General features: G+C 62.9%; 17 protein-coding genes. 8 read left to right on the top strand and 9 right to left on the bottom strand.

Annotated features, from left to right (window positions below):
- Window positions 1-8: 8 nt before the first annotated feature.
- Window positions 9-1,385: an amidohydrolase family protein gene (locus ASD00_RS13485; RefSeq protein WP_057207321.1), complete on the bottom strand. Its 1,377-nt coding sequence runs from the start codon at window positions 1,383-1,385 to the stop codon at window positions 9-11.
- A 164-nt stretch (window positions 1,386-1,549) separates the two neighbouring features.
- Between ASD00_RS13485 and ASD00_RS13480 the strand changes: the two genes are divergently transcribed.
- The 7 genes from ASD00_RS13480 (at window position 1,550) to ASD00_RS13455 (ending at window position 9,249) form a co-directional block, all read left to right on the top strand.
- The gene (locus tag ASD00_RS13480; RefSeq protein ID WP_057207124.1) at window positions 1,550-3,124 is read left to right on the top strand and encodes an ABC transporter substrate-binding protein; all 1,575 of its coding nucleotides are present in this window, start codon (window positions 1,550-1,552) and stop codon (window positions 3,122-3,124) included.
- A 160-nt stretch (window positions 3,125-3,284) separates the two neighbouring features.
- Window positions 3,285-4,250, top strand: coding sequence for an ABC transporter permease (locus tag ASD00_RS13475; protein WP_057207122.1), 966 nt, complete (start codon window positions 3,285-3,287; stop codon window positions 4,248-4,250).
- Window positions 4,250-5,146: an ABC transporter permease gene (locus ASD00_RS13470; RefSeq protein WP_057207120.1), complete on the top strand. Its 897-nt coding sequence runs from the start codon at window positions 4,250-4,252 to the stop codon at window positions 5,144-5,146. The genes ASD00_RS13475 and ASD00_RS13470 overlap by 1 nt, the downstream gene beginning before the upstream one ends.
- Window position 5,147: 1 nt before the next feature.
- The gene (locus tag ASD00_RS13465; protein WP_057207119.1) at window positions 5,148-6,887 is read left to right on the top strand and encodes an ABC transporter ATP-binding protein; all 1,740 of its coding nucleotides are present in this window, start codon (window positions 5,148-5,150) and stop codon (window positions 6,885-6,887) included.
- Window positions 6,884-7,021 (top strand): hypothetical protein, encoded by a 138-nt coding sequence (locus tag ASD00_RS39955; protein ID WP_156408056.1) that lies wholly within the window; start codon window positions 6,884-6,886, stop codon window positions 7,019-7,021. Before ASD00_RS13465 ends, ASD00_RS39955 begins: the two co-directional genes overlap by 4 nt.
- Window positions 7,022-7,159: 138 nt before the next feature.
- The gene (locus ASD00_RS13460) at window positions 7,160-8,356 is read left to right on the top strand and encodes a cyanate transporter (RefSeq protein ID WP_057207117.1); all 1,197 of its coding nucleotides are present in this window, start codon (window positions 7,160-7,162) and stop codon (window positions 8,354-8,356) included.
- Between the two features lie 188 nt (window positions 8,357-8,544).
- Entirely contained in the window at window positions 8,545-9,249 is a 705-nt protein-coding gene (locus ASD00_RS13455; protein WP_025430353.1) for a GntR family transcriptional regulator, read from the top strand.
- 446 nt (window positions 9,250-9,695) lie between these two features.
- Here ASD00_RS13455 and ASD00_RS13450 read toward each other — a convergent pair whose 3' ends face one another.
- The 3 genes from ASD00_RS13450 to ASD00_RS13440 are packed head-to-tail and all read right to left on the bottom strand — an operon-like array spanning window position 9,696 to window position 13,161.
- Entirely contained in the window at window positions 9,696-10,403 is a 708-nt protein-coding gene (locus tag ASD00_RS13450) for a sulfite exporter TauE/SafE family protein (RefSeq protein WP_057207115.1), read from the bottom strand.
- Window positions 10,400-11,800, bottom strand: a complete 1,401-nt coding sequence (locus ASD00_RS13445; protein WP_057207113.1) for an amidohydrolase — start codon at window positions 11,798-11,800, stop codon at window positions 10,400-10,402. The genes ASD00_RS13450 and ASD00_RS13445 overlap by 4 nt, the downstream gene beginning before the upstream one ends.
- Complete coding sequence (locus ASD00_RS13440) at window positions 11,797-13,161, bottom strand: uracil-xanthine permease family protein (protein ID WP_057207111.1); 1,365 nt, start codon at window positions 13,159-13,161, stop codon at window positions 11,797-11,799. The genes ASD00_RS13445 and ASD00_RS13440 overlap by 4 nt, the downstream gene beginning before the upstream one ends.
- Window positions 13,162-13,294: 133 nt before the next feature.
- Between ASD00_RS13440 and ASD00_RS13435 the strand changes: the two genes are divergently transcribed.
- Window positions 13,295-14,299, top strand: a complete 1,005-nt coding sequence (locus ASD00_RS13435; protein WP_025430357.1) for a substrate-binding domain-containing protein — start codon at window positions 13,295-13,297, stop codon at window positions 14,297-14,299.
- Window positions 14,300-14,343: 44 nt separating this feature from the next.
- Here the strand turns inward: ASD00_RS13435 and ASD00_RS13430 are convergent, their stop codons facing one another.
- From ASD00_RS13430 to ASD00_RS13410, 5 genes are all read right to left on the bottom strand, one after another.
- Entirely contained in the window at window positions 14,344-15,276 is a 933-nt protein-coding gene (locus ASD00_RS13430) for an XdhC family protein (protein WP_057207109.1), read from the bottom strand.
- 1 nt (window position 15,277) lies between these two features.
- On the bottom strand, window positions 15,278-15,865 hold the full coding sequence (locus tag ASD00_RS13425) for a UbiX family flavin prenyltransferase (RefSeq protein WP_057207107.1): 588 nt from the start codon (window positions 15,863-15,865) through the stop codon (window positions 15,278-15,280).
- 3 nt (window positions 15,866-15,868) lie between these two features.
- Complete coding sequence (locus ASD00_RS13420; protein ID WP_057207320.1) at window positions 15,869-17,242, bottom strand: UbiD family decarboxylase; 1,374 nt, start codon at window positions 17,240-17,242, stop codon at window positions 15,869-15,871.
- A 61-nt stretch (window positions 17,243-17,303) separates the two neighbouring features.
- Entirely contained in the window at window positions 17,304-18,248 is a 945-nt protein-coding gene (locus ASD00_RS13415) for an amidohydrolase family protein (protein WP_057207105.1), read from the bottom strand.
- A gap of 18 nt (window positions 18,249-18,266) precedes the next feature.
- Window positions 18,267-19,190: an amidohydrolase family protein gene (locus ASD00_RS13410; RefSeq protein ID WP_025430362.1), complete on the bottom strand. Its 924-nt coding sequence runs from the start codon at window positions 19,188-19,190 to the stop codon at window positions 18,267-18,269.
- Window positions 19,191-19,399 lie beyond the last annotated feature (209 nt).

The following is a 19,399-nucleotide window of genomic DNA, read 5'->3' as shown; positions in this document are numbered from 1 at the left end:
CAAGCGCCTTACGTGCGATCACTAAGTCCGGCCCGCGCCATCGCCAGCCGAAATGCGCGCAGGGCACGGTCGAGGATCGCGTCTTCGTCCTGGCCGACGAGGCGTCGCCCGCGCATCAGAACACGCCCGCCGACGATGGTGGTGTCCACGTCCGCACCATTGGCGTATCGGGCAAGGCGCTGCACCGGCTCGTGCGGTGGCCAGAGATGGGGCTGACGCATATTCACAAGGACGATATCGGCACGCTTGCCAACTTCGAGTGAACCGAGTTCATCCTCCATCAACAGGGCGCGCGCGCCGCCGATCGTCGCCATCTCCAGCAGCCGCAGCGGCGGCAGCACGGTATCATCTGAGAAATGGCGCGCGTGGTAGCGATGGGCCTGGAACATGTTGCGGAACATGTCGAAGGACCGATCGGGCGCCGCGGCATCGGTGCCGAGCGAAACCACTATGCCGTCCTCCATCAGCTCCGGTGCCGGGCAGCGGCCATAGACCGACATCAGCGCACTCGGATTGTGCGCAACCTTGGCACCGGTCCGCTTCAGGACCGCCCGGTCGGCCTCGGTCAGGTCTATGCAATGGGCAAGGAGCGACCGCTCGTCAAAGAGACCAAGTCGCGCATCGTTGGCGGCGATGGATCCGTCGCGATGACCGTCCTGCACCAGAAGGCTTCGCCTCTCACGCGCGCGGTCGCGGACCTTGCATGCAATCCTGTATACCGTTTCCCCGCGCAGTTCCTGCTCATCGAAAACCGGTAGCGAAAACACGACCTGCAGCCGGGCGTCGCGTCCAGCCCAGGCATCGACCAACTCGGTGGCCACGTCTATCTGCCGGTCTGGGGAGACGACGATGTCGTTGTGGGACGTCGGCGTATACTGGCGATACACGTGATTTTGCCCAGATCGGTTCGGCCCCACGGCCAGAACCTCACGCACTCCCATGGCGGCAACCGAAGCGAGATGCGCCTCCGCCGCCTCCGGTGCCTCGGTGCGCATGATATCCGGGCCGCCGCCGAACAGCAGCGCCGCAGTCGTCGTGCCGCACTTGATCCGCTCTGCCGCCGACAGCGCCGCTTCCGCTGCCCAGAACTCAGGGTCGGTCGCAGTCGCGTAAATGCGGCCGGTCACGTCCATCCAGTCCTCGGCTGCACTGCCCAACCCTTTGGTCAGCATATGTCCGGCATGAGCGTGTGTGTCGATCAGCCCAGGCATCGCGACCATGCCGGCAGCCTCGATGCGCTCGGCCTGCCATTCTCCGGCAAAGCTTCCCTCGCCGATGCCGGCGATGCGCCCGTCCTCGACCAGAACATGGCCGCGCTCAAGAACGCGACGGTCCGCGTCCATAGTAACGATCGTGGCGTTTTCAATCAGCAGTGCATTCGTCATCGGAAGTTCCCTTTCCGGCTGCCGGGCCTGGCGTTCTTTTTTGAGAAGCGTCGCCAAAACCACTTTTGCCATCTTGATATTGTTTGCATCAGATGTACACTATTACTGGGAACATTCGTATCCAATAAGACAGATAATATGTATACGCTAAACGGGAGAAACCAGTGAAAACCTCTTTGAAGACCCTCTTGGCGGGTCTCGCCCTTGTGGCGCCGCTTTCCGCCCCCGCCCTCGCCGAGACACTGCGCTGGGCTTCATCCGGCGATGTCATTTCCTACGACCCCAACGCACAGGTCGACAGCTTTACCCAGAGCGTGCACCATATGGTTTTCGACCCTCTGGTGCGCCGTAACAAGGACCTGAAGCTCGAGCCGGCGCTCGCCACCTCCTGGGAGGTCATCGAGCCGACCCGCTGGCGCTTCAAGCTGCGCCAGGGCGTGAAATTCCATGAGAGCCAGCCCTTCAACGCCGACGACGTCGTGGCGACCATCCAGCGCCAGATCGACCCCGGCGCGCGCAACCGCGAGAACCTTTCAACCGTCGTCGGCGTCGAGAAGGTCGATGAGTACACCGTCGACCTCATCCTGCGCGGACCCTATCCGCTGCTCCTCAACGACCTTGCCGCCATCTACATCATGAGCAAGCCCTGGATGGAGGAGCATGACGCGCTGAAGCCGGGCAATGCTTCGACCGGAGTCGTCACCTATGCCAGCAACCATGCCAACGGCACGGGCGCCTTCAAGCTGAAGACCTACGAACCGGATTCGCGCTCGGTCTTCGAAGTGAACAAGGACTGGTGGGACAAGCCGCAGCACAATCTGGACGAGGTCGAGTTCCGTCCGATCGCCTCCGACGCGACCCGCGTCGCGGCGCTGCTATCGGGTGAAGTCGACATGATTGCGCCCGTTCCGTTGCAGGACGTCGACCGCATCGCCGCCACCGATGGGCTGAAGGTCGTCGAGAACCCGTCGCTGCGCACCATATTCTTCATTTTCAGCTACCGGCCGGAACTTCATGCGACCCCCGGCAAGCCCAATCCGCTGCTCGATGTGCGGGTGCGCCAGGCCCTGTGGCACGCGATCGATACCAACACGATCCAGAAGCGCCTGATGCGCGGCAAGTCGCGTACGGCCGGGATGCTCGTCGCACCGGCGGTGACCGGCTACGACGAAACCATCGACGTGCCGCTCCCCTATGATGTCGACAAGGCCAAGGCGCTGCTCGCTGAGGCCGGTTATCCGGATGGTTTCAAAACGGGGCTCGCCTGCCCCAATGACCGCTACATCGCCGACGAGCAGATCTGCCTTGCGGTCGCCTCCATGTGGGCGCAGATCGGCGTCCAGGCCAATGTGAGTGTCGAGAGCAAGACGACCTATTTCCCGCGTACGGACAAGGGTGAGTTCGACGTCTATCTTCTCGGCTGGGCTTCGCTGCCGCCGATGGACGGCTTCAGCCCGTTGCAAGCGCTGCTGGCGACCAATGACGGCACCTTCGGCGGCAGCAACGCCGATGGGCTCTCCAATCCCGAGATCGACAAGCTGGCCTATGCCGCAGCCGTTGAACTCGACGAAACCAAACGCATCGAGATGCTGAAGCAAGCCTTCCGCATCACCCATGATCAGGTATTCTACCTGCCGCTGCACCAGCAGCCGGTCGCCTGGGCGATGAGCAGCAAGCTCGACATGCCGCAGTTCCCGGACGAGTACGTGCGTCCGTGGTTCGCACAGATGAAGAAGTAGTCGGGATTCTCCCAAGGCGCAGTCCCGGCAAGCGAAGCCTGCCGGGACTGCGCTCAAACCGGGTCAACCCTTCCGCGTCGCTGGCGGCGCGGGGGACGCGGGAGCGCAACAGCCCGGTTTTCGCCCCTTCGGGCAAGGTCGCTCCCTCAAGGACTATCCGATGATCAGACTCTTTTCAGTCAGGTTGCTTCAGGCCATCCTCGTGATGGTCGCAGTGACTGCCATTGCCTTCGTCATGTTCCGCTTCGTCGGCGATCCTGTCGCCTCGATGGTGCGCGAAGGCGCAACCCAGGCGGAAAAGGACGCGGTCCGTGTCGCGCTCGGCCTCGACAGGCCGGTCGTGGTGCAGTTCGTCGATTTCGTCGGCCACGTGCTGACCGGCGATCTCGGCACGAGCTACCGCTACCAGCAGCCTGTGACCAGCCTGTTGCTCAGCCGTCTTCCTGCCACGCTGGAACTGGTTGTCGTCGCCACCGTGCTGGCCCTGTCGCTCGGCATTCCGCTCGGAGTGCTCTGCGCGCTAAAACCGCGTTCCCTTCTCTCCCGGCTGACCCAGTCTGCGACACTTGTCGGTATTTCGATGCCCACCTTCGTCACCGGCCTGCTGCTGATCCTGGTTTTCGCAGTGAACCTGCGCTGGTTGCCGTCCTCCGGACGCGGAGACCTCGTCGATATCGGTTTTTGGGAGACCGGCTTCCTCACCCTTTCGGGCCTGAAGTCGCTGATCCTGCCGTCGATCACGCTGGCGCTGTTCCAACTCACGCTGATCATGCGGTTGGTGCGCTCGGAGATGATCGACGTGCTGTCGTCGGACTATATCCGCTTCGCCTTCGCCCGCGGCCTGCCGCGCGCCTATATCTATGGGCGGCTCGCTCTACGCAACGCGCTGATGCCGGTCGTCACCGTTACGGGCCTGCAGATCGGCCAGCTCATCGCCTTCGCCATCGTCACCGAGACAGTGTTCCAGTGGCCGGGCATGGGCCTGCTCTTCACGAATGCCGTGGGCTATCCCGACGTGCCGGTGTTGGCTGCCTACCTTCTGTTCGTCGGCTTCCTGTTCGTCATGATCAACATGATCGTCGACATTCTCTACACCTTCATCGATCCGCGCCTGAGGACACGATAATGGCTACGCAATCCCTGATGCGCCGGCTTCCGCCGGTTTCCGTGATGATCGCCGGCCTGGTGCTCTTCATCATGCTGACCCTCGTCATCTTCGCCCCGCTGATCGCGCCGATGGATCCTCGCGACGTCTCATCCTATTCGCTGATCGACATGGAAATCCCCCCGGCGTTCATGGAGGGCGGTGATCCCCGCTTCCTGCTCGGCACCGACAACCAGGGCCGCGACCTCGTCTCGGTCATCCTGTTCGGGCTCAGGATCTCCGTCGTCATCGGCGTCGGCGCGGTGGTCTTCGCGGCCGTGGTCGGCGTCGTGCTCGGTCTCGTCGCCGGCTTCTTCGGCGGCTTGATCGATGGCATCGTCATGCGCATTGCCGATGTCTTTGTCAGTTTCCCCACCATCCTCGTCGCGCTGCTCATCAGCGGCATCGCCCGCGCGCAGCTCAGCGCCGAAACGATGCTTGCCTGGGCGCCGCTGGTGTTGATCTTCTCCATTGCCGTCAACGAATGGGTGCAATATGCCCGCACCGTGCGCGCCTCGACCATGGTGGAAGTCGCGCGCGACTACGTGCGCGCCGCCAAGGTCATCGGCCTGCCGTCCGGCCGCATCATGGGCCGCCACATTCTACCAAACATCATGAGTTCGGTGATGGTCATCGCCACCATCAACCTTGCGGGCGCGATCCTGACGGAGGCGACGCTTTCCTTCCTCGGCGCCGGCATGCCGCCGACCTATCCCTCGCTCGGCACGTTGATCCGCATCGGCAATCAGTTCCTGTTCTCCGGCCTCTGGTGGATTGCGGTGATGCCGGCGACTGTACTGGTCGTCCTTGTGCTGGCCGTCAACGTGATCGGCGACTATTTGCGCGACCACTTCAACCCGAAACTGATGGTTCGCTGAGATGACCGAATCCACGCTCCCCGTCCTCGACATTCGCAATCTCTGCGTCGAGTATCCGCTGGCCAACGGCAGCACGCTTAAGGCCGTCAAGAACACCGATCTGATGATCCGGCCCGGCGAAATCCACGCCCTCGTCGGTGAATCCGGCGCCGGCAAGACCACTGTCGGCAACGCGCTGATGGGTCTCTTGCAGGCCCCCGGCAGAATCGCATCCGGCTCCATCGTCATCGCCGGCAAGCACATCGACCTACGCACCGGCCGCACCGAAGGCATTGTGCCCGGGCGCGATGTCGGCGCGATCTTCCAGGATCCGATGACGAGCCTCAACCCGCTCTTCACGGTGGAAAGCCAGCTCTGCGAAGGCATGCTCACCCATCTAAAGCTTTCGTCCAAGGAGGCGAAGGCCCGCGCGCTGGAACTGATGAAGGCCGTCGGTATTCCGGAGCCCGAACGCCGGCTCAGCAGCTATCCGCACCAGCTTTCCGGCGGACAGCGCCAGCGCGTGGTCATCGCCACCGCACTCGCATGCAATCCGCAGCTTATCGTCGCCGACGAGCCGACGACGGCGCTGGACGTCTCGGTGCAGGCCCAGATCCTCAAGCTCATCCGCGATCTTGCGGACGAGCGCGGCGTCGGCATTCTGCTCGTCACGCACAATATGGGTGTCGTCGCCGAGATCGCCGACCGCGTCGCCATCATGCAGAACGGCGCGGTGGTGGAAAGCGGGCCGACGCGCGAGGTGCTGACCGCGCCGAAGGCGCCCTATGCCCGCACGCTGATCGCCGCCGTGCCGCCCATCGAAACACGCCTTGAGCGTCTACCGGTCCCAAGTGAGGAAACGCAGGTGTCGCTCGACGCCCGCGCCACCGTGCGCCGCAAGAGTGCAAAGAGCGAGGCGGGCAGCCGCGACGACGTGGTACTCTCCGTGCGCGACCTTGCGGTGGAGTATGGCAGCCGTTCGTTGATCCCAGGCCGCAAGGCGTCGGTCTTCAAGGCGGTCAAGGGCGTCTCATTCGACGTCCGGCGCGGCGAGATTTTCGGCCTCGTCGGCGAATCCGGCTGCGGCAAGACCACCGTCGCCAACTCCATAGCCGGCCTCGTCACCCAGAGTTCGGGCACCATCGATTTTCAGGGAACGGCGCTCGGCGCCCGACGTGAAAAATCGGTGCGCCAGTCCCTGCAGATGGTGTTCCAGGACCCCTATTCGGCACTCAACCCGCGCCTGCGCATCAACTCCGCGATTGCCGAGCCCATCCTGTTCTACAAGCTCGCTTCCAATGCGCAGGAAGCCCGGCAGGACGCCAGGACGTTGCTCGAAGCTGTCGGCCTTCCCGCCGACGCCGGCGCGCGCTTCTCGCATGCTTTTTCCGGCGGTCAGCGCCAGCGGATCGCCATTGCGCGCGCGCTCGGGCCGCGCCCTTCGCTGCTCATCTGCGACGAGCCGACCTCCGCGCTCGACGTCTCGGTACAGGCGCAGCTCCTCAACCTCCTGAAGGATCTGCGCGATCTCGCCGGCCTCTCCATGCTGTTCATCAGCCACGACCTCGCGGTGATCCGTCAGATGTGCGACCGCGTGGCCGTCATGAAGTCAGGGCAGATCGTCGAGCTTGCCGATACCGAAACCCTCTTCACCGCGCCGAAACACGAATATACCCGTGAGCTTCTTCGTCTTGCCCCGTCACTTGAGCGCATCCTGGGCGCGAACTCGCCTCGGCCTGGCCGTGGATGGCAAAACGGATGAGAATCTCCCCTTGCCGGCACGCCGTTCTCGATGCCGCCCAGCTTGAAGCCGATCTCATGATCGACTGGTCAGGTTTGCGCGATACGCTGGAAACGCCGCGCGTCTTCCGCGTCACAGCCGAGATACGGATTTGATTGAATGAATCCCGTGCACGGCGTGGCTTTGCTGCTGTGCCGAAGTTATTGCACGTCGCGAACGAATTGGTGCACCACCGCGCGCATGCCTTTTCGGGTCACCGCAATAAAAAGAAGACGTAAAGGAAACACCCGATCATGTCGAAATCAACCCAGCCCGCGACAGGCCGGCAATGGATGCTGCTCATCCTCGTCTTGCTGGTTGCTGTCAATTTGCGGCCGTTTCTCACCGCACCGGGGCCCGTGCTGTCCGAGATCGTCGCCGAAACCGGAATGGGATATGGCAGTCTGGCCTTGCTGACGCTGCTGCCGATGATGCTGATGGGCGTCGGCGCCTTCGTGTCGCCCTCGCTGCAGGCCAGGATCGGCACGCGCCGCGGTATTCTCATCGCCCTGCTTGTGCTAGCCGCCGGCTCCCTGCTGCGGCTGGTCGCGCCCGGCGGCGCAGCGTTGGTGACAACCGCCGCCCTTTGTGGCGCCGGCGCCGCCTTCATCCAGGCGGCCTTTCCCGGCATCATCAAGGCGGAGTTTCCCCAAAGCATCCCGGTTGTCACTGGACTCTATTCCGCGTTCCTGATGGGTGGCGGGGCCTTAGGCGCGCGGCTGACGCCACTTCTCGTCAATCACGGTTATGGCTGGCGCCCAGCGCTGGCCTGGCTCGCGGCGCCCGCACTTGTCGCTCTCTGCGCCGCATGTTTCATCCTGTCGGACTCGCGCAGCGACCGTCCAGACAAAGCGCTCACCGGCAGATTGCTCCGCCGGCCGCGTACATGGACGCTTATCGTCGCCTTCGGGTTGGTCAACGCCGGTTACTCCTCCGCCGTCGCCTGGCTGGCCCCCTATTACCAATCTCTTGGCTGGAGCAGCGGCGACAGCGGCAATCTCGTGGCATTGATGGCAATCTGTCAGGCAGCGGCGGCCCTCGCCCTGCCGGTTCTTGCCCGCCGCAGCATCGACCGGCGAGCGTTCCTCCGCATGACGCTGGCGATGCAGGCAGTCGGCTTTGCCGGTTTCGCTTTCATGCCGCAGGCAGCGCCCGCCGTCTGGGCAGCCTTGTGCGGCGCCGGCCTCGGCAGCAGCTTCTCGTTGGCGATCGTCACCGCCCTCGATCATCTGCCGCGGCCGGAGGAGGCGGGCGTGCTGGTGGCGTTGATGCAGGGTGGCGGTTTCCTGATCGCGTCCCTCGGCCCCTTCGCCACCGCATTCCTGCACGACGTCAGCGGCAGCTTCGCCCCTGGCTGGGTGATGCATCTTCTCTGCGTCGCCAGCGTGTTCTTCCTTTACATGCGCTTCAACCCATCACGCTATGCGCAAGCGATGCAATCACCGATCTGAGCGAAAATGATTTGCTCTGAATCGGCGGTGGCACTTTGGCCTCGTCACGTTCGGTCGACGTTGATGCCTCGGACCTCGCACAGGACGGGTGTCGAAACAGCTTGCCTCTCGAGATACCAAGGCACTGGACATGCCGCCATTTTGTATGCAATTCGAGGTGACAATCACCAGGATTTGGAGAAATCAGAATGGCAAAGAAAGAGAGCGATGTAGGCGGTGGCCGCGCTCAGGCCGTTCATCGTGTCCTGAAACGCGCAATCCTCGACCAGGCGCTTTCGCCAGGATCAAAACTGCCGGAAGATTCTATCGGCGAACGGCTTGGTGTCAGCCGAACCCTGGTCCGCGAGGCGCTGGTTCGCCTTAGCCAGGAGGGATTGGTCGAGTTACGCCCGAACAAGGGGGCGATGGTTTCACGGCCGACGCTCGAAGAAGGGCGCAATCTGTTCCTTACTCGGATGGCGCTGGAACGGCTCGTGGTGGAAACACTTTCGGGCAAATTGACCAGCGAGCAAATCGACGTGCTTTCCACGCATATTTCGCTCGAGGAAGCCGCTAAGAAGGAGCGGGCTCCGTCGATCCGGCTGGCGGGCGAGTTCCATACCCTCCTTGCGCAGATGACGAACAACACGAGCCTAATTCGTTACGTGAACGAACTGGTCGCCCGAAGTTCGCTGATCCTCGCGCTCTATGGCCGACCGCATTCTTCGGAGTGCGCCGTATCGGAACACCGGGACCTTCTGGACAACTTGATTGCTGGCAAGACCGACGAGGCGACCACCCTTATGGGGCATCACCTCGAGTCGGTTACGACACGCGCACTCCTTCCCACGGATGGCGACCGAAACATCAAGGAGGTGCTGTCCGCCTACGCTGCGGCGGAGGGCCTTGCCTAGAGCATTTCCAGGAAAAGTGCGAAGCGGTTTTCCGTCAGGAAATGCGTAAAAACAAAGAGATAGAGCGTTTGTGCGGTTCCGTCTAAATCGGAAGCGCTCTAGACGATGAGACGGGTGACGACCTCGTATCCCTGAGCGCTGCGCTCCGACACGTCAGGATCGCCGGATCACCCAGACTGAGCCGCAAGAGCAGGAAGACGACGAGGATGACCGGCGCCACGCCAAGCATCCTCCTCGCAACGTAGCCTGGCGTGCAACTCCAACCAGATTGAATGCATTTCTCCTATAATCTTGTATTCAATCCGCACAAAGCCACCGAAAAGTACGGAACTCTCCGCCGAAACAGCCAATACCCTAACCTTTCCCGGGCGGCCCGTAGCCAATGAAGAGCATGCTGCAAGACCCAGCGAGCGCCTTCCGGCCCCCATGCGCATGTGCTCCTTGCCTCAGCGCACAATGAGGAACACTCCGCTGACGATGGCAAAACTCAAAACGGCAACGCGAAGACCACGTCCGCCGATACGATGATGCGCCAATCTGGAGACAGCGCTTCCAAGCAGGACCGCGGGTGTCAGATAGAGTGCCGCAAGCAGCTGCTCAAAACCCAGTCGTCCGGAGATAGCCAGCACGACCAGCGACATCACCTCCCCGACGAGAAAGCAAAAGGCGACCGTTGCGCGCAAGACCGGTGCCTTGGCATGTTGGTAGAGCAAGGCGAGAGGTGGGCCACCGATGCCAGTGGCGGTTTCGGTGACCCCCGTGAACAGGCCGACACCGAGGGCGCTCGGTTTGTTCGGCGTAAACGGTGGGGCAACAAGAGCGGCGGCGGCGGCAATCACCGTGAAAATACCGACCGCAAGGTCCAGCTGGTCGAGTGAAAGCGCGGCCAGCAACCAGAGACCGGCGAACGTTCCAGCAAACCGGCCAACGGTGATCCAGGTCGCGCCCGACCAGTCGACGTGCGCGCGCTCGCGCAGCGCGACATGCAGATTGAGCGGCAGCATCAACAGGAGCAGTGTCACTGGAAGCAGTTCAGGCTTCAACATCCCGACGACCGGCGCGACAATCAGGGCAAAGCCGATCCCGAGTGCGCCTTGGATGAACGCGGAGACGAACGTCACGATGGCCAGAATGGCGATAAGGCTAATGCTCATTGATAGTGCCCAAGACCGCGATGCGTTTCGGAGAGCGGGTGAATTCTCTGGATCGGCGCCGCCGCGATAACAGCAGCAGCCTCCCCCCTTATCTCCGCCAACAATGCCCGCGCATCCCAGTCGATGGGCCAGCCTTGCCAAAGCCTGAGGCGCCCGCCGGTGAAGACGGCATCGATCTGGTCGCGATTGCCGTAACGGACAAGCTCCCACATGAGATCGTGCGAGGGGGTAAACTCCGGCCGGTCGAGATCGACGAGCAGGAAGTCGGCGGCAAGGCCTTCGGCAATCGAACCGGTTACCGCCGATAGGCCCGCCACGTTCGCAGCACCGGATGTCGCACGATCCAGCCAGAGTGAGCCGCCACCGCAGGACGAATCTCCCGTAGCAAGGCCAATGCCCGCGCGCTGCAAGCCTTCGGCCGCATCCATGAGCCGAAACCCGTCGGCGCGGGTACCGTCGGTGCCAAGCCCGAAGCGGATGCCGAGGGCTGCCATATGCAGCGCTGGCGCCACCGCGTTGCCCTTCCACAGACTTGCCACCGGATTGTAGGCGACGGCGGTGTCGGTTTTCCGCAAAAGGTTGAGTTCATGCGGTGTGACGAGCGTTGAATGCGCCAGCAGAACCTGGGGGCCGAGGGCCCCCAGGTGGTCCAGGTGTTCGATTGGCCGGCGGCCCCTCGCCACCAGCGAACGTTCCACGGCAACGAGATGTTCGTTGACATGGGTCTGGAACACGACCCCGGCCGCGGCCGCCATGTCGGAAACCGCCTTCAACATCGCATCGCTGGCGGCTTCCGGAATGGATATCGCCAGAGAGGGATGGATCAGCGGATCGCCGCTAAAGGTCGACAGGTGCTCCTCGGCCTGTTGCAGGATGACGTCTGGTTCAGGGATGTGCGCGGCGCCGCCAAGATCATTGCAGATAAAGCCGACGACGCTGCGAAGCCCGACTTCGCGCGCGGCGCGCACGAGCGCGCCGATATAGCCCTGCGAACGGGTGCCGGCATCAACGGCGGTGGTGAAGCCACCGCGCAGACACTCCAGTCCGGCGAGCTTGGCAGAGAGATAGACCATTCGCTCGTCCAGACTGCCTTCCAGCGGCACCCAGATCCGTCGAAAGATCTCGGACGGCTCCCCGAATACCAGGGCTTTGCCGAGTGACTGGGTCAGGTGCGTATGGGTGTCGACGAAGCCGGGCATCAGGAGATGACCCGGCAGGTCGGTCGGCGCGAGCTCCGGATAGTCCCTGGTTATCGCCTGCGCCGTGTCGACCCGGTGAAATTTGCCGGCGCGTATGACGACGGCCATACCGGCTCGTGGCCCTTCCGGCAGCAGGATGTAACCTGGACGCAGAAGCAAATCATCGGTTGTCGACAGTTTTGGGCGGATTGCGGTCACTCGTTTGCTCCCTGGGCAGTGGATTGCAGTGATGGCGCCGATGCCGCAGTGCCGGCGCCATAGTGGGAAAAGAAGGCGTTGACGACGACGGCCGTGATGGTGCCAGCGGCAAGCCCGTTGCCGAGGACCATCTGCGTCCATTGCGGAAACTGGCTGTAGACGCCCGGCACCAGGATCGGCAGAAGGCCGATCGACAGGGCTGAGGCCAGGGTGAACATCGGACCGTGTTCGCGCAGATCGACACGACGCAAAAGGTCGATCCCGATGACGCCGATAATCGAGAAGACGATGACCGCCGTGCCGCCGACGACAGCACCAGGCAACGCCGTGGCCATGCGTCCGACCGGCGCGACGAGAGCGATCAGGACGAGAATTGCGCCCGCCATGGCGGTTACGTAGCGCGACTTGACATTGGTGGCGCGCACGATGCCGACGTTCTCGCCGCTGGTGATGATCAAGGACGTGCCGAACAGGCCGCCGACGAGAGACATCAACGCATCGCCGCGAATGGTTGCCGGAACGATCGCATGCACATCTCCCCTACGCCCGACGATCTCGGCGGTGGCGATGGTCTGACCGGTCGCCTCCGCCATCGAAATGATCGAGAAGACGATGAGAGGCACGGCGGCGATAAGATCGAACTTCGGCATGCCGAACGGAAACAGCTGCGGAACGGCGACGACCGGGCCGACGAGGACGCCGGACAAATCCATATGGCCGAGGGTGAGAGCGACGAGTGAACCGCCTACCAGACCGAGCATGACGGCAAGCCGCTGAAGCGTACCGCGAAAGACGCGCGCAGCGACGACCGTCAGAATGATGGTGATCAGGGCCAGACCAACCTCGATCGGCGCCGCGAAGCCTTCAGTTCCGGGCTTGCCGGTGATCGTCACGCCATAGATGCGCACGAGGTTGACAGAGACCAAGAGCAGCATCGTTCCGACGACGATTGGCGGAAAGTAGCGCAGCAGCCGGCGAAAGACGGGCAGCGCGAGAAAATAGAAGATGGCCGTCACAATGACAGCGCCCACCGCTGTCTGGACATCGGTCTGCTGCGCAATCACCAGGAAGATGGCGATCGGCGCGCCGCCCGGTACCATGACAAAGGGCAAGCGCGCGCCAAAACCCTTCGGACCAAAGCTCTGGAGCATCGAACCGAGGCCGCAGACAAAAAAGGTTGCGCTGATGAGCGAGACCGTCACCGCCTCGGAAAAGCCAAGAGCCTTGCTCACCAGAAAAACGGCGGTGATAGGAGACGCCGCCATCACCAGGACGTGCTGAACGCCAAACAAGACCAGGCTGCGCAATGGCAGCCTTTCATCGGCCGGATCGACCACTCCATTCATTTCATTTTGCATCATTTCCTCCTCCCGGCCTCCTCAAGCCGTCATGCAAATCGTTTTGCATGACGCGACCCGTACCATGGAATCTCGGGAATGCAAATCGTTTTGCAGAGTGCCGGCGACATGCTAAGACGGGCAAACTGGAGGCATCATGGGAAAACCTACTATCGCCGACCTAGCCAAGGCGGCGGGCGTGTCTGTCACCACCGTGTCGCACGCGTTTAGCGGGCGCCGCTATGTTGAGCCGGAAACACGCAAGCGCATCGAGGCACTCGCACACGCAATTGGCTACAGGCCCAACCACCGTGCGCAACGCTTGCGAACCGGAAGGGCCGGATCGATCGCGCTCGTCTCATCGATGCCATTCGCGGTTGCTGCTGGTCCCTCGCGCCTGGGTTTCCTGATGGAGATCGCCGCGGCCGCCGCCGTCGCAGCCTTTTCGCGCGGCATCGCGCTGTGCCTCGTGCCTCCACTTGGTCCGAGCGACAGCCTGGACGCGCTTGAAGTGGATGGCGCCATCGTCGTCGAGCCGGAACTCAATGATCCGGTGCTGGATTTCTTCTTCGATCGGGGCGTGGATGTCGTCTCCATCGGACGCGCGCCCGGTCGGGACGACCTTCCCTTCGTGGATCTGCAGAGTGGGGCAACGGCCCACCTAATGCTCGATCACCTGCTCGCAGGCGGCGGTCGCGTCGGGCTGATAACCGGCGTGCAAAGACGCAATTCCTATATCGAGATGGAAACCATCTATGCGGAGCGCATGGCGAAAGCCGGGCTCTCACCCCTTGCCGTTCGCGTTGACGAACGGGGGGGCGAACAGGCCGCGGCCGTGGCCGCCGAAGCTCTCCTGCGGGCGGACCCCACCATTTCTGCCCTATGCGTGCCGGTCGACGCCTTTGCGACCGGCGTTCTGGACGCGGCACGCTCCGTCGGACGCAAGGTTCCCCAGGACCTCCGCCTTGCGACCCGTTATGACGGCATGCGTGCCAAGTTGGCCACCCCGCCCCTCACGGCGGTTAATCTTCATCTCGATCAGGTGGCGGCGGCGGCGGTCGATCTGCTCCTGGCCCGTCTGGGCCACCACGACCACGAACCAGGTGTTGTGTCGCCACCAACGCTGGTGCCGCGAGCTTCGTCGGGGGCGTCACCGGTGTAGGTTTGTACATTGCAATCCTGGAGGGGCACCGGACATTTCCCTGACTACTCGGACGCAACGCGTGATTTCGCGACATCTGCAACGACCGAAAGGGCAAGCGAATTCGCGTCCCTTGCCTTGTCGAAGATTCCGATTGGAGCCTTGATGCGGGCAAGGTCGGCCTCACCGTAACCGCGCTGCCGTAGGACCGTGCAGCGCTTGGCATGGGTGCGCCGGCTTCCGAGTGCTCCGATGTAGAAGACCGGCGATGCCAAGGCACGCTCGAGCAATGCCAATTCCCGGTCGATATCGTGGAACAGGAGCGCGACCGCGGTATCCCCGTCCAATTGATCCTGCGGAGGCATCCGGCCCCACTCGGCGGCAATGATCTCGTAGCCGGACGCGGCTGCGACGCGTGCCACGGCGCCGGCTTCCATCGGCGTACCGGCGACGAGAAGCCTCTGCCGTGGGCGGTAGGCGCGCACGAAGCAATCCCCTTGCCAACCGGTCGCCCCCTCGCCCGGCTCGAAGACGAGCGTCCGTTGGCGGGGATGGTAGCGCAGGCGAACGGGCGTGCGCTGCTGTAAGGCCGCAAGTGTCCGGAGCAGAACGGCTGCATCGCGGATGACGTGGATCGCGAGCGTGATGCCACCGCCGCAGGGCAGCACGATGTCGAGGAAGGGCGAACCTTCGCCGAACCGGAGATTTCGGTCCGTGCCATTTTGCAGGGCGATCACGGCCTCAGCCGCAACCGCCGCCTCGGTGCAGCCGCCGGAAACAAACCCGCAATAGAGGCCGTCTTGCCGCACCGCCATTTGCGCGCCGATAGCGCGGGCCGCACCGCCGTGGATTTGAACGAGCGTAACCAGGGCGGCAACGTAGCCGTCTTCAAGAGACTTTGCGGCAAAGCGCAGGATGTCGATCGCATCGTCCGACAGGAAAGCGGCGCAGGGAACTTGCGCGATCGGTTCCAGGTCGGGAGCAATGCGGGCGGTCATGCTATTCGGCCCCTGCCTGCGTTCCCTGCCAGCGCCGTACGATGCCAGGGTCGAGGTCGAAGAGGTCGAGCACGCGGCCAACCGTATGGTCGACCATCTCGCCGAGACTTTGGGGCTTGGCGTAGAAGGCCGGCACCGGCGGATAGATGATACCGCCCATCTCCGTGACCTGCGCCATGTTACGGATGTGGCCGAGATGGAGCGGCGTCTCGCGCAGCATCAGCACGAGGCGGCGGCGCTCCTTCAGCACCACGTCGGCGGCGCGCGAGAGCAGGTTGTCGGTCGTGCCGGTCGCGATCTCTGCCAGCGTCTTTACCGAACAGGGCGCGACGATCATGCCGAGCGTCTTGTAGGAGCCGGAGGAACAGACGGCTCCGATATCCTTGTTGGAATGGGTGGTCGTGGCGAGCGCCTCGAGATCCTGCTTCGAAAAATCCGCCTCGGCCGCAAGCGTGATGCAGGCCGCACGCGACATGATCAGGTGCGTTTCGATGTCGAGGTCGCGCAGCACTTCGAGGATGCGCTTGCCGTAGACCACGCCGGAAGCGCCCGAAATACCGACGATCATACGTCTGGGCCGCGTCGTCATCGCCTACCCCACACTTTCGAGGAGCGCCGCAGCACGGGCGGATGCCTCGTCGCTGATGCGGGCGCGCACGCCGTGGAAATTCGGCCCGCGCGTGGCATCGAGGCCCATGCGCGAGGTCGTGCCAATGCCGCTTGCCGAGGGATCGAGCGCATTGCCCGGCAGGCCCTCGATGATGACGACGTCCTTGTGGGGCTGGAAATGGGTGGCGAGCGCCCAGAGCACCTCGCTGTCGCGGGTGATGTCTACATCTGCATCCACGACGACGACAGTCTTCAGATACTGGTCCCAGCCGAGGAGGCCGAGCATCACCTGTCGGGCCTCACCCTCGCGCATCTGGTTCATCGCGATATAGGCGTGGAAATGGGTACCCGAGGACGGGTAATGCACTGCCGTGATCGAAGGGAAGCGAGCCCTCAGCTTTTCCACCACTTCCGCCTCACGCGGCACACGGCCGAGATTGAGGTGTTCGGCGGAATTGCCGCCCGCAACGCTGATGAGGATGGCATCACGCCGACGCATAATGGTTTCGACGGTGAAGAGATTGTTCGTCGAGCGGTCGGAGGAATAGCCGGTGAATTCGCCGAACGGCCCCTCTTCCACATGGGCTTCAGGATCCAGCACACCCTCCAGCACGATTTCGGCATGGGCGGGAACGCGGATACCATATTTCGGCGTGCGGACCACCTGCAGGGGTTCGCCCATCAGGCCGCCCGCCACATCGCGCTCATCCTCGCCAAAGGCAAGACGGGCAGAGGCGGCGAGCATGAACAGCGGATGGCCGCCGATCACCATGGCGACCGGCATGGGCTCGCCCCTCTCCTTCGCCATGTTCATCAACCGCCAGAGATGGCCACGTGAATGCAGCGAGGTCGCGAGCGAATTCTTCGAATGGATCATCGCGCGGTGATAGCTGAGATTGCCGGCACCGGTCTTGGGATGCTCGCCGATGATGATACCGCTGGTGATGTATTTCGCGCGGTCCGTGTCGAAGTGCTTGAGCATGGGCAGCGCGTGGAGATCGACGGCATCGCCTGAAATGATCTCGTCAGTGACCGGGCCACTTTCCAGAAGCTCCGGCGTGAACGGCCGGTTGGCGCGCGCCTGATAGGCTTCATGCAGGGCGTCGGCGGTAGAGCCCAGAAGACGGGCGATGCGGTCACGCGAGGCGAAGATGTTCGAGAGCACCTCAGCTCCGATGCCGCTGACATTCGTGAGGTGCAGCATCGGATGCTGGCCCTTGTTGGCAAGGGTCCAGATCAGCGCGGTCACGTCCTGATCGTCCGAGGCGGGCCGGTCGATGGTGATGACGTCCTGGCCATGGTCTTCCCGGTAGTCGGCTAGGAAACGGCGAACGTCTTGCTTGTGATACTTGGTCATGTCTCGGCCTCGATGCTGCGGATGGGTGGCGGCGCCCCCAAAGGGCGCCGCTGTCGTCAAATCAGGCGAATTCCAGATGCCGGCCGGTGGCACGATCGACACCGGCATAACTGTCCTTCAGGCGCGCCCGGGCGTCCCTCAGGTCGCGTGGCGGCGGCGATGGGTCGATGCCGACGAGCTTTGCAATATTATTGCCGAGATAACCTTCCAGATCGTCCTCGGAGAGGTTGATGCCGTGCGGCGGGTCCTTGCAAAGCACCTCGAGTTCGCGCAGCCACATGCCCGGATCGTTCGGTGGGCTGTCCGTGCCGAAGACAATCTTGTTCTTCGGCAGTTGCTGGGCAAACTCGACGATGCGCGACTGGAAGCACCAGCCGGATTCGCAATAAACATTGGGCGTGTCCATGGCCATCCAGAACGATTCGAACGAATAGTTGCCGCCCGTCTGAATTCCGAAATGGCCGATGATGAAGTTGACCATCGGGAATTCGCGAATGATCGGGTAGAACATCGTGGGGATCGTGTAGGGCCCGTCGCCGGTGTGGATCAGCACAACCACGCCGAGTTCGGCGCACTTCTTCATTGCTGGACGCAGCCAATCGAGCGCGCGGTCGGGGCGATAGCCGTGCATGTTGGCGTGCAGCTTAAGCATCTTGAAGCCGTATTCCTTGACATGGAATTCCAGCTCCGCTGCGCCGTTTTCAGGCCCCCAGCGCGGGTTGTAGTTGAAGTTGCCGATGAAGCGGTCCGGGTATTTCTGGCAAAGCTCGGCGCAATAGGCCATGTAGTCGCGAATGCCGTCGCGGCCCTTCCGATTGCCGTCGCGGTAGCCGGTATTACCCGGCGGCGGCTGGATGAAGCCCATGTCGATCCGGCGCGGCTTGCCGTTGATCATATAGGGGCCGTCCATCAGCTTGAGCATCCGCTCGCCCGTGAAGGGCTCGCCCGTGTGACGCCACGCCTCGTCGACGAGGTTGGTCGGGTGAAGATGGGTATCGATGATCATTGTTCACTCCGTTCAAATTTACGCGGCAAGTGCTACGCCGTGCTGGCGCAGATACGCCTCGGCTTCCTCGACGGTGGCCGGTGGTTTCGTCGCTTCCAGCCCGATCATCCGGGCGACGTTGTTGCCGAGATAATCTTCGAGCGTATCCTCATCGAGGTTGAGGCCCTGGGGCGGTTCGTGGCACAGCACCTCCAGAAGGTTGATCCACATGCCCGGCTCGTTCGGCGGTGTATCGGAGCCGAAGAGGATCTTGTGCTTGGGCAGGACCTTGGCGAATTCGACGATACGCGACTGAAGGCACCAGCCGGATTCCACGTAGACGCTCGGCGTGTCGAGCGCCATCTGCATCGGCTCGAACACATAGACGCCGCCCGTCTGCACGCCAAAATGCGCCAGGATGAAGTTCACTTCCGGGAACTCACGGATGATCGGGTAGAACTCCGTGGGGATCGAATAGGGACCGTCGCCGGTGTGCACCTTCACCATCAGGCCGAGATCGGCGCATTTCTTCATGGCCGGCCGTAACCAGTCGAGCGCGCGGTCCGGGCGGTAGGCGTGCATGTTCGCCTGGAGCTGCACCATCTTGAAATCGAACTCCTTGGCGTAGCGTTCGATCTCTTCGGCACCATTTGCCGTGCCGTAGCGCGGGTTGTAGACGAAGCAGCCGAGGAAACGGTCGGGATGCTCCGTCACCATCTTTTCCGTATAGGCCATGTACTGGCGGATGGCGGCCTTGCCTTCCAGGTCCATGACCTCGTGGGTGTAAATGGTGTTGCCCTGCGGCGGTTGGATGAAGGCCTTGTCGATACGGCGCGGCTTGCCGTTGACGTAATAGGGGCCGTCCATCATCTGCAGCAGCCGCTCACCGGTGAACGGCGCCCCGTCGTGGCGCCAAGCCAGGTCCACCAGGTCGGTGGGGTAGCAGCTTAGGTCAATTATCATTGCGTTCTCCTGTCGTAGAGGGTCCGGTCGATGCGGGGCCGCGCAGTGAACCAGGCCGGCCGAAGCGGGCGTGGATCCGCGATCTCAGGAAATGCCGATGACGGGGAAGGAAAGCTGGTGCGGATGCCGCAGGGCGGCTGCAACCAACGGGTATTCCATTCTTCGTGAGCATCGACATCGCGGCCTCATCTTCCAACAGACGGTGAGCA

The sequence above is a fragment of the Ensifer sp. Root31 genome (assembly GCF_001424825.1).
GTDB lineage: Bacteria > Pseudomonadota > Alphaproteobacteria > Rhizobiales > Rhizobiaceae > Ensifer > Ensifer canadensis.
The sequence above is the reverse complement of the archived record's forward strand: the minus strand, read 5'-3'. Positions and strand labels throughout refer to the sequence as shown.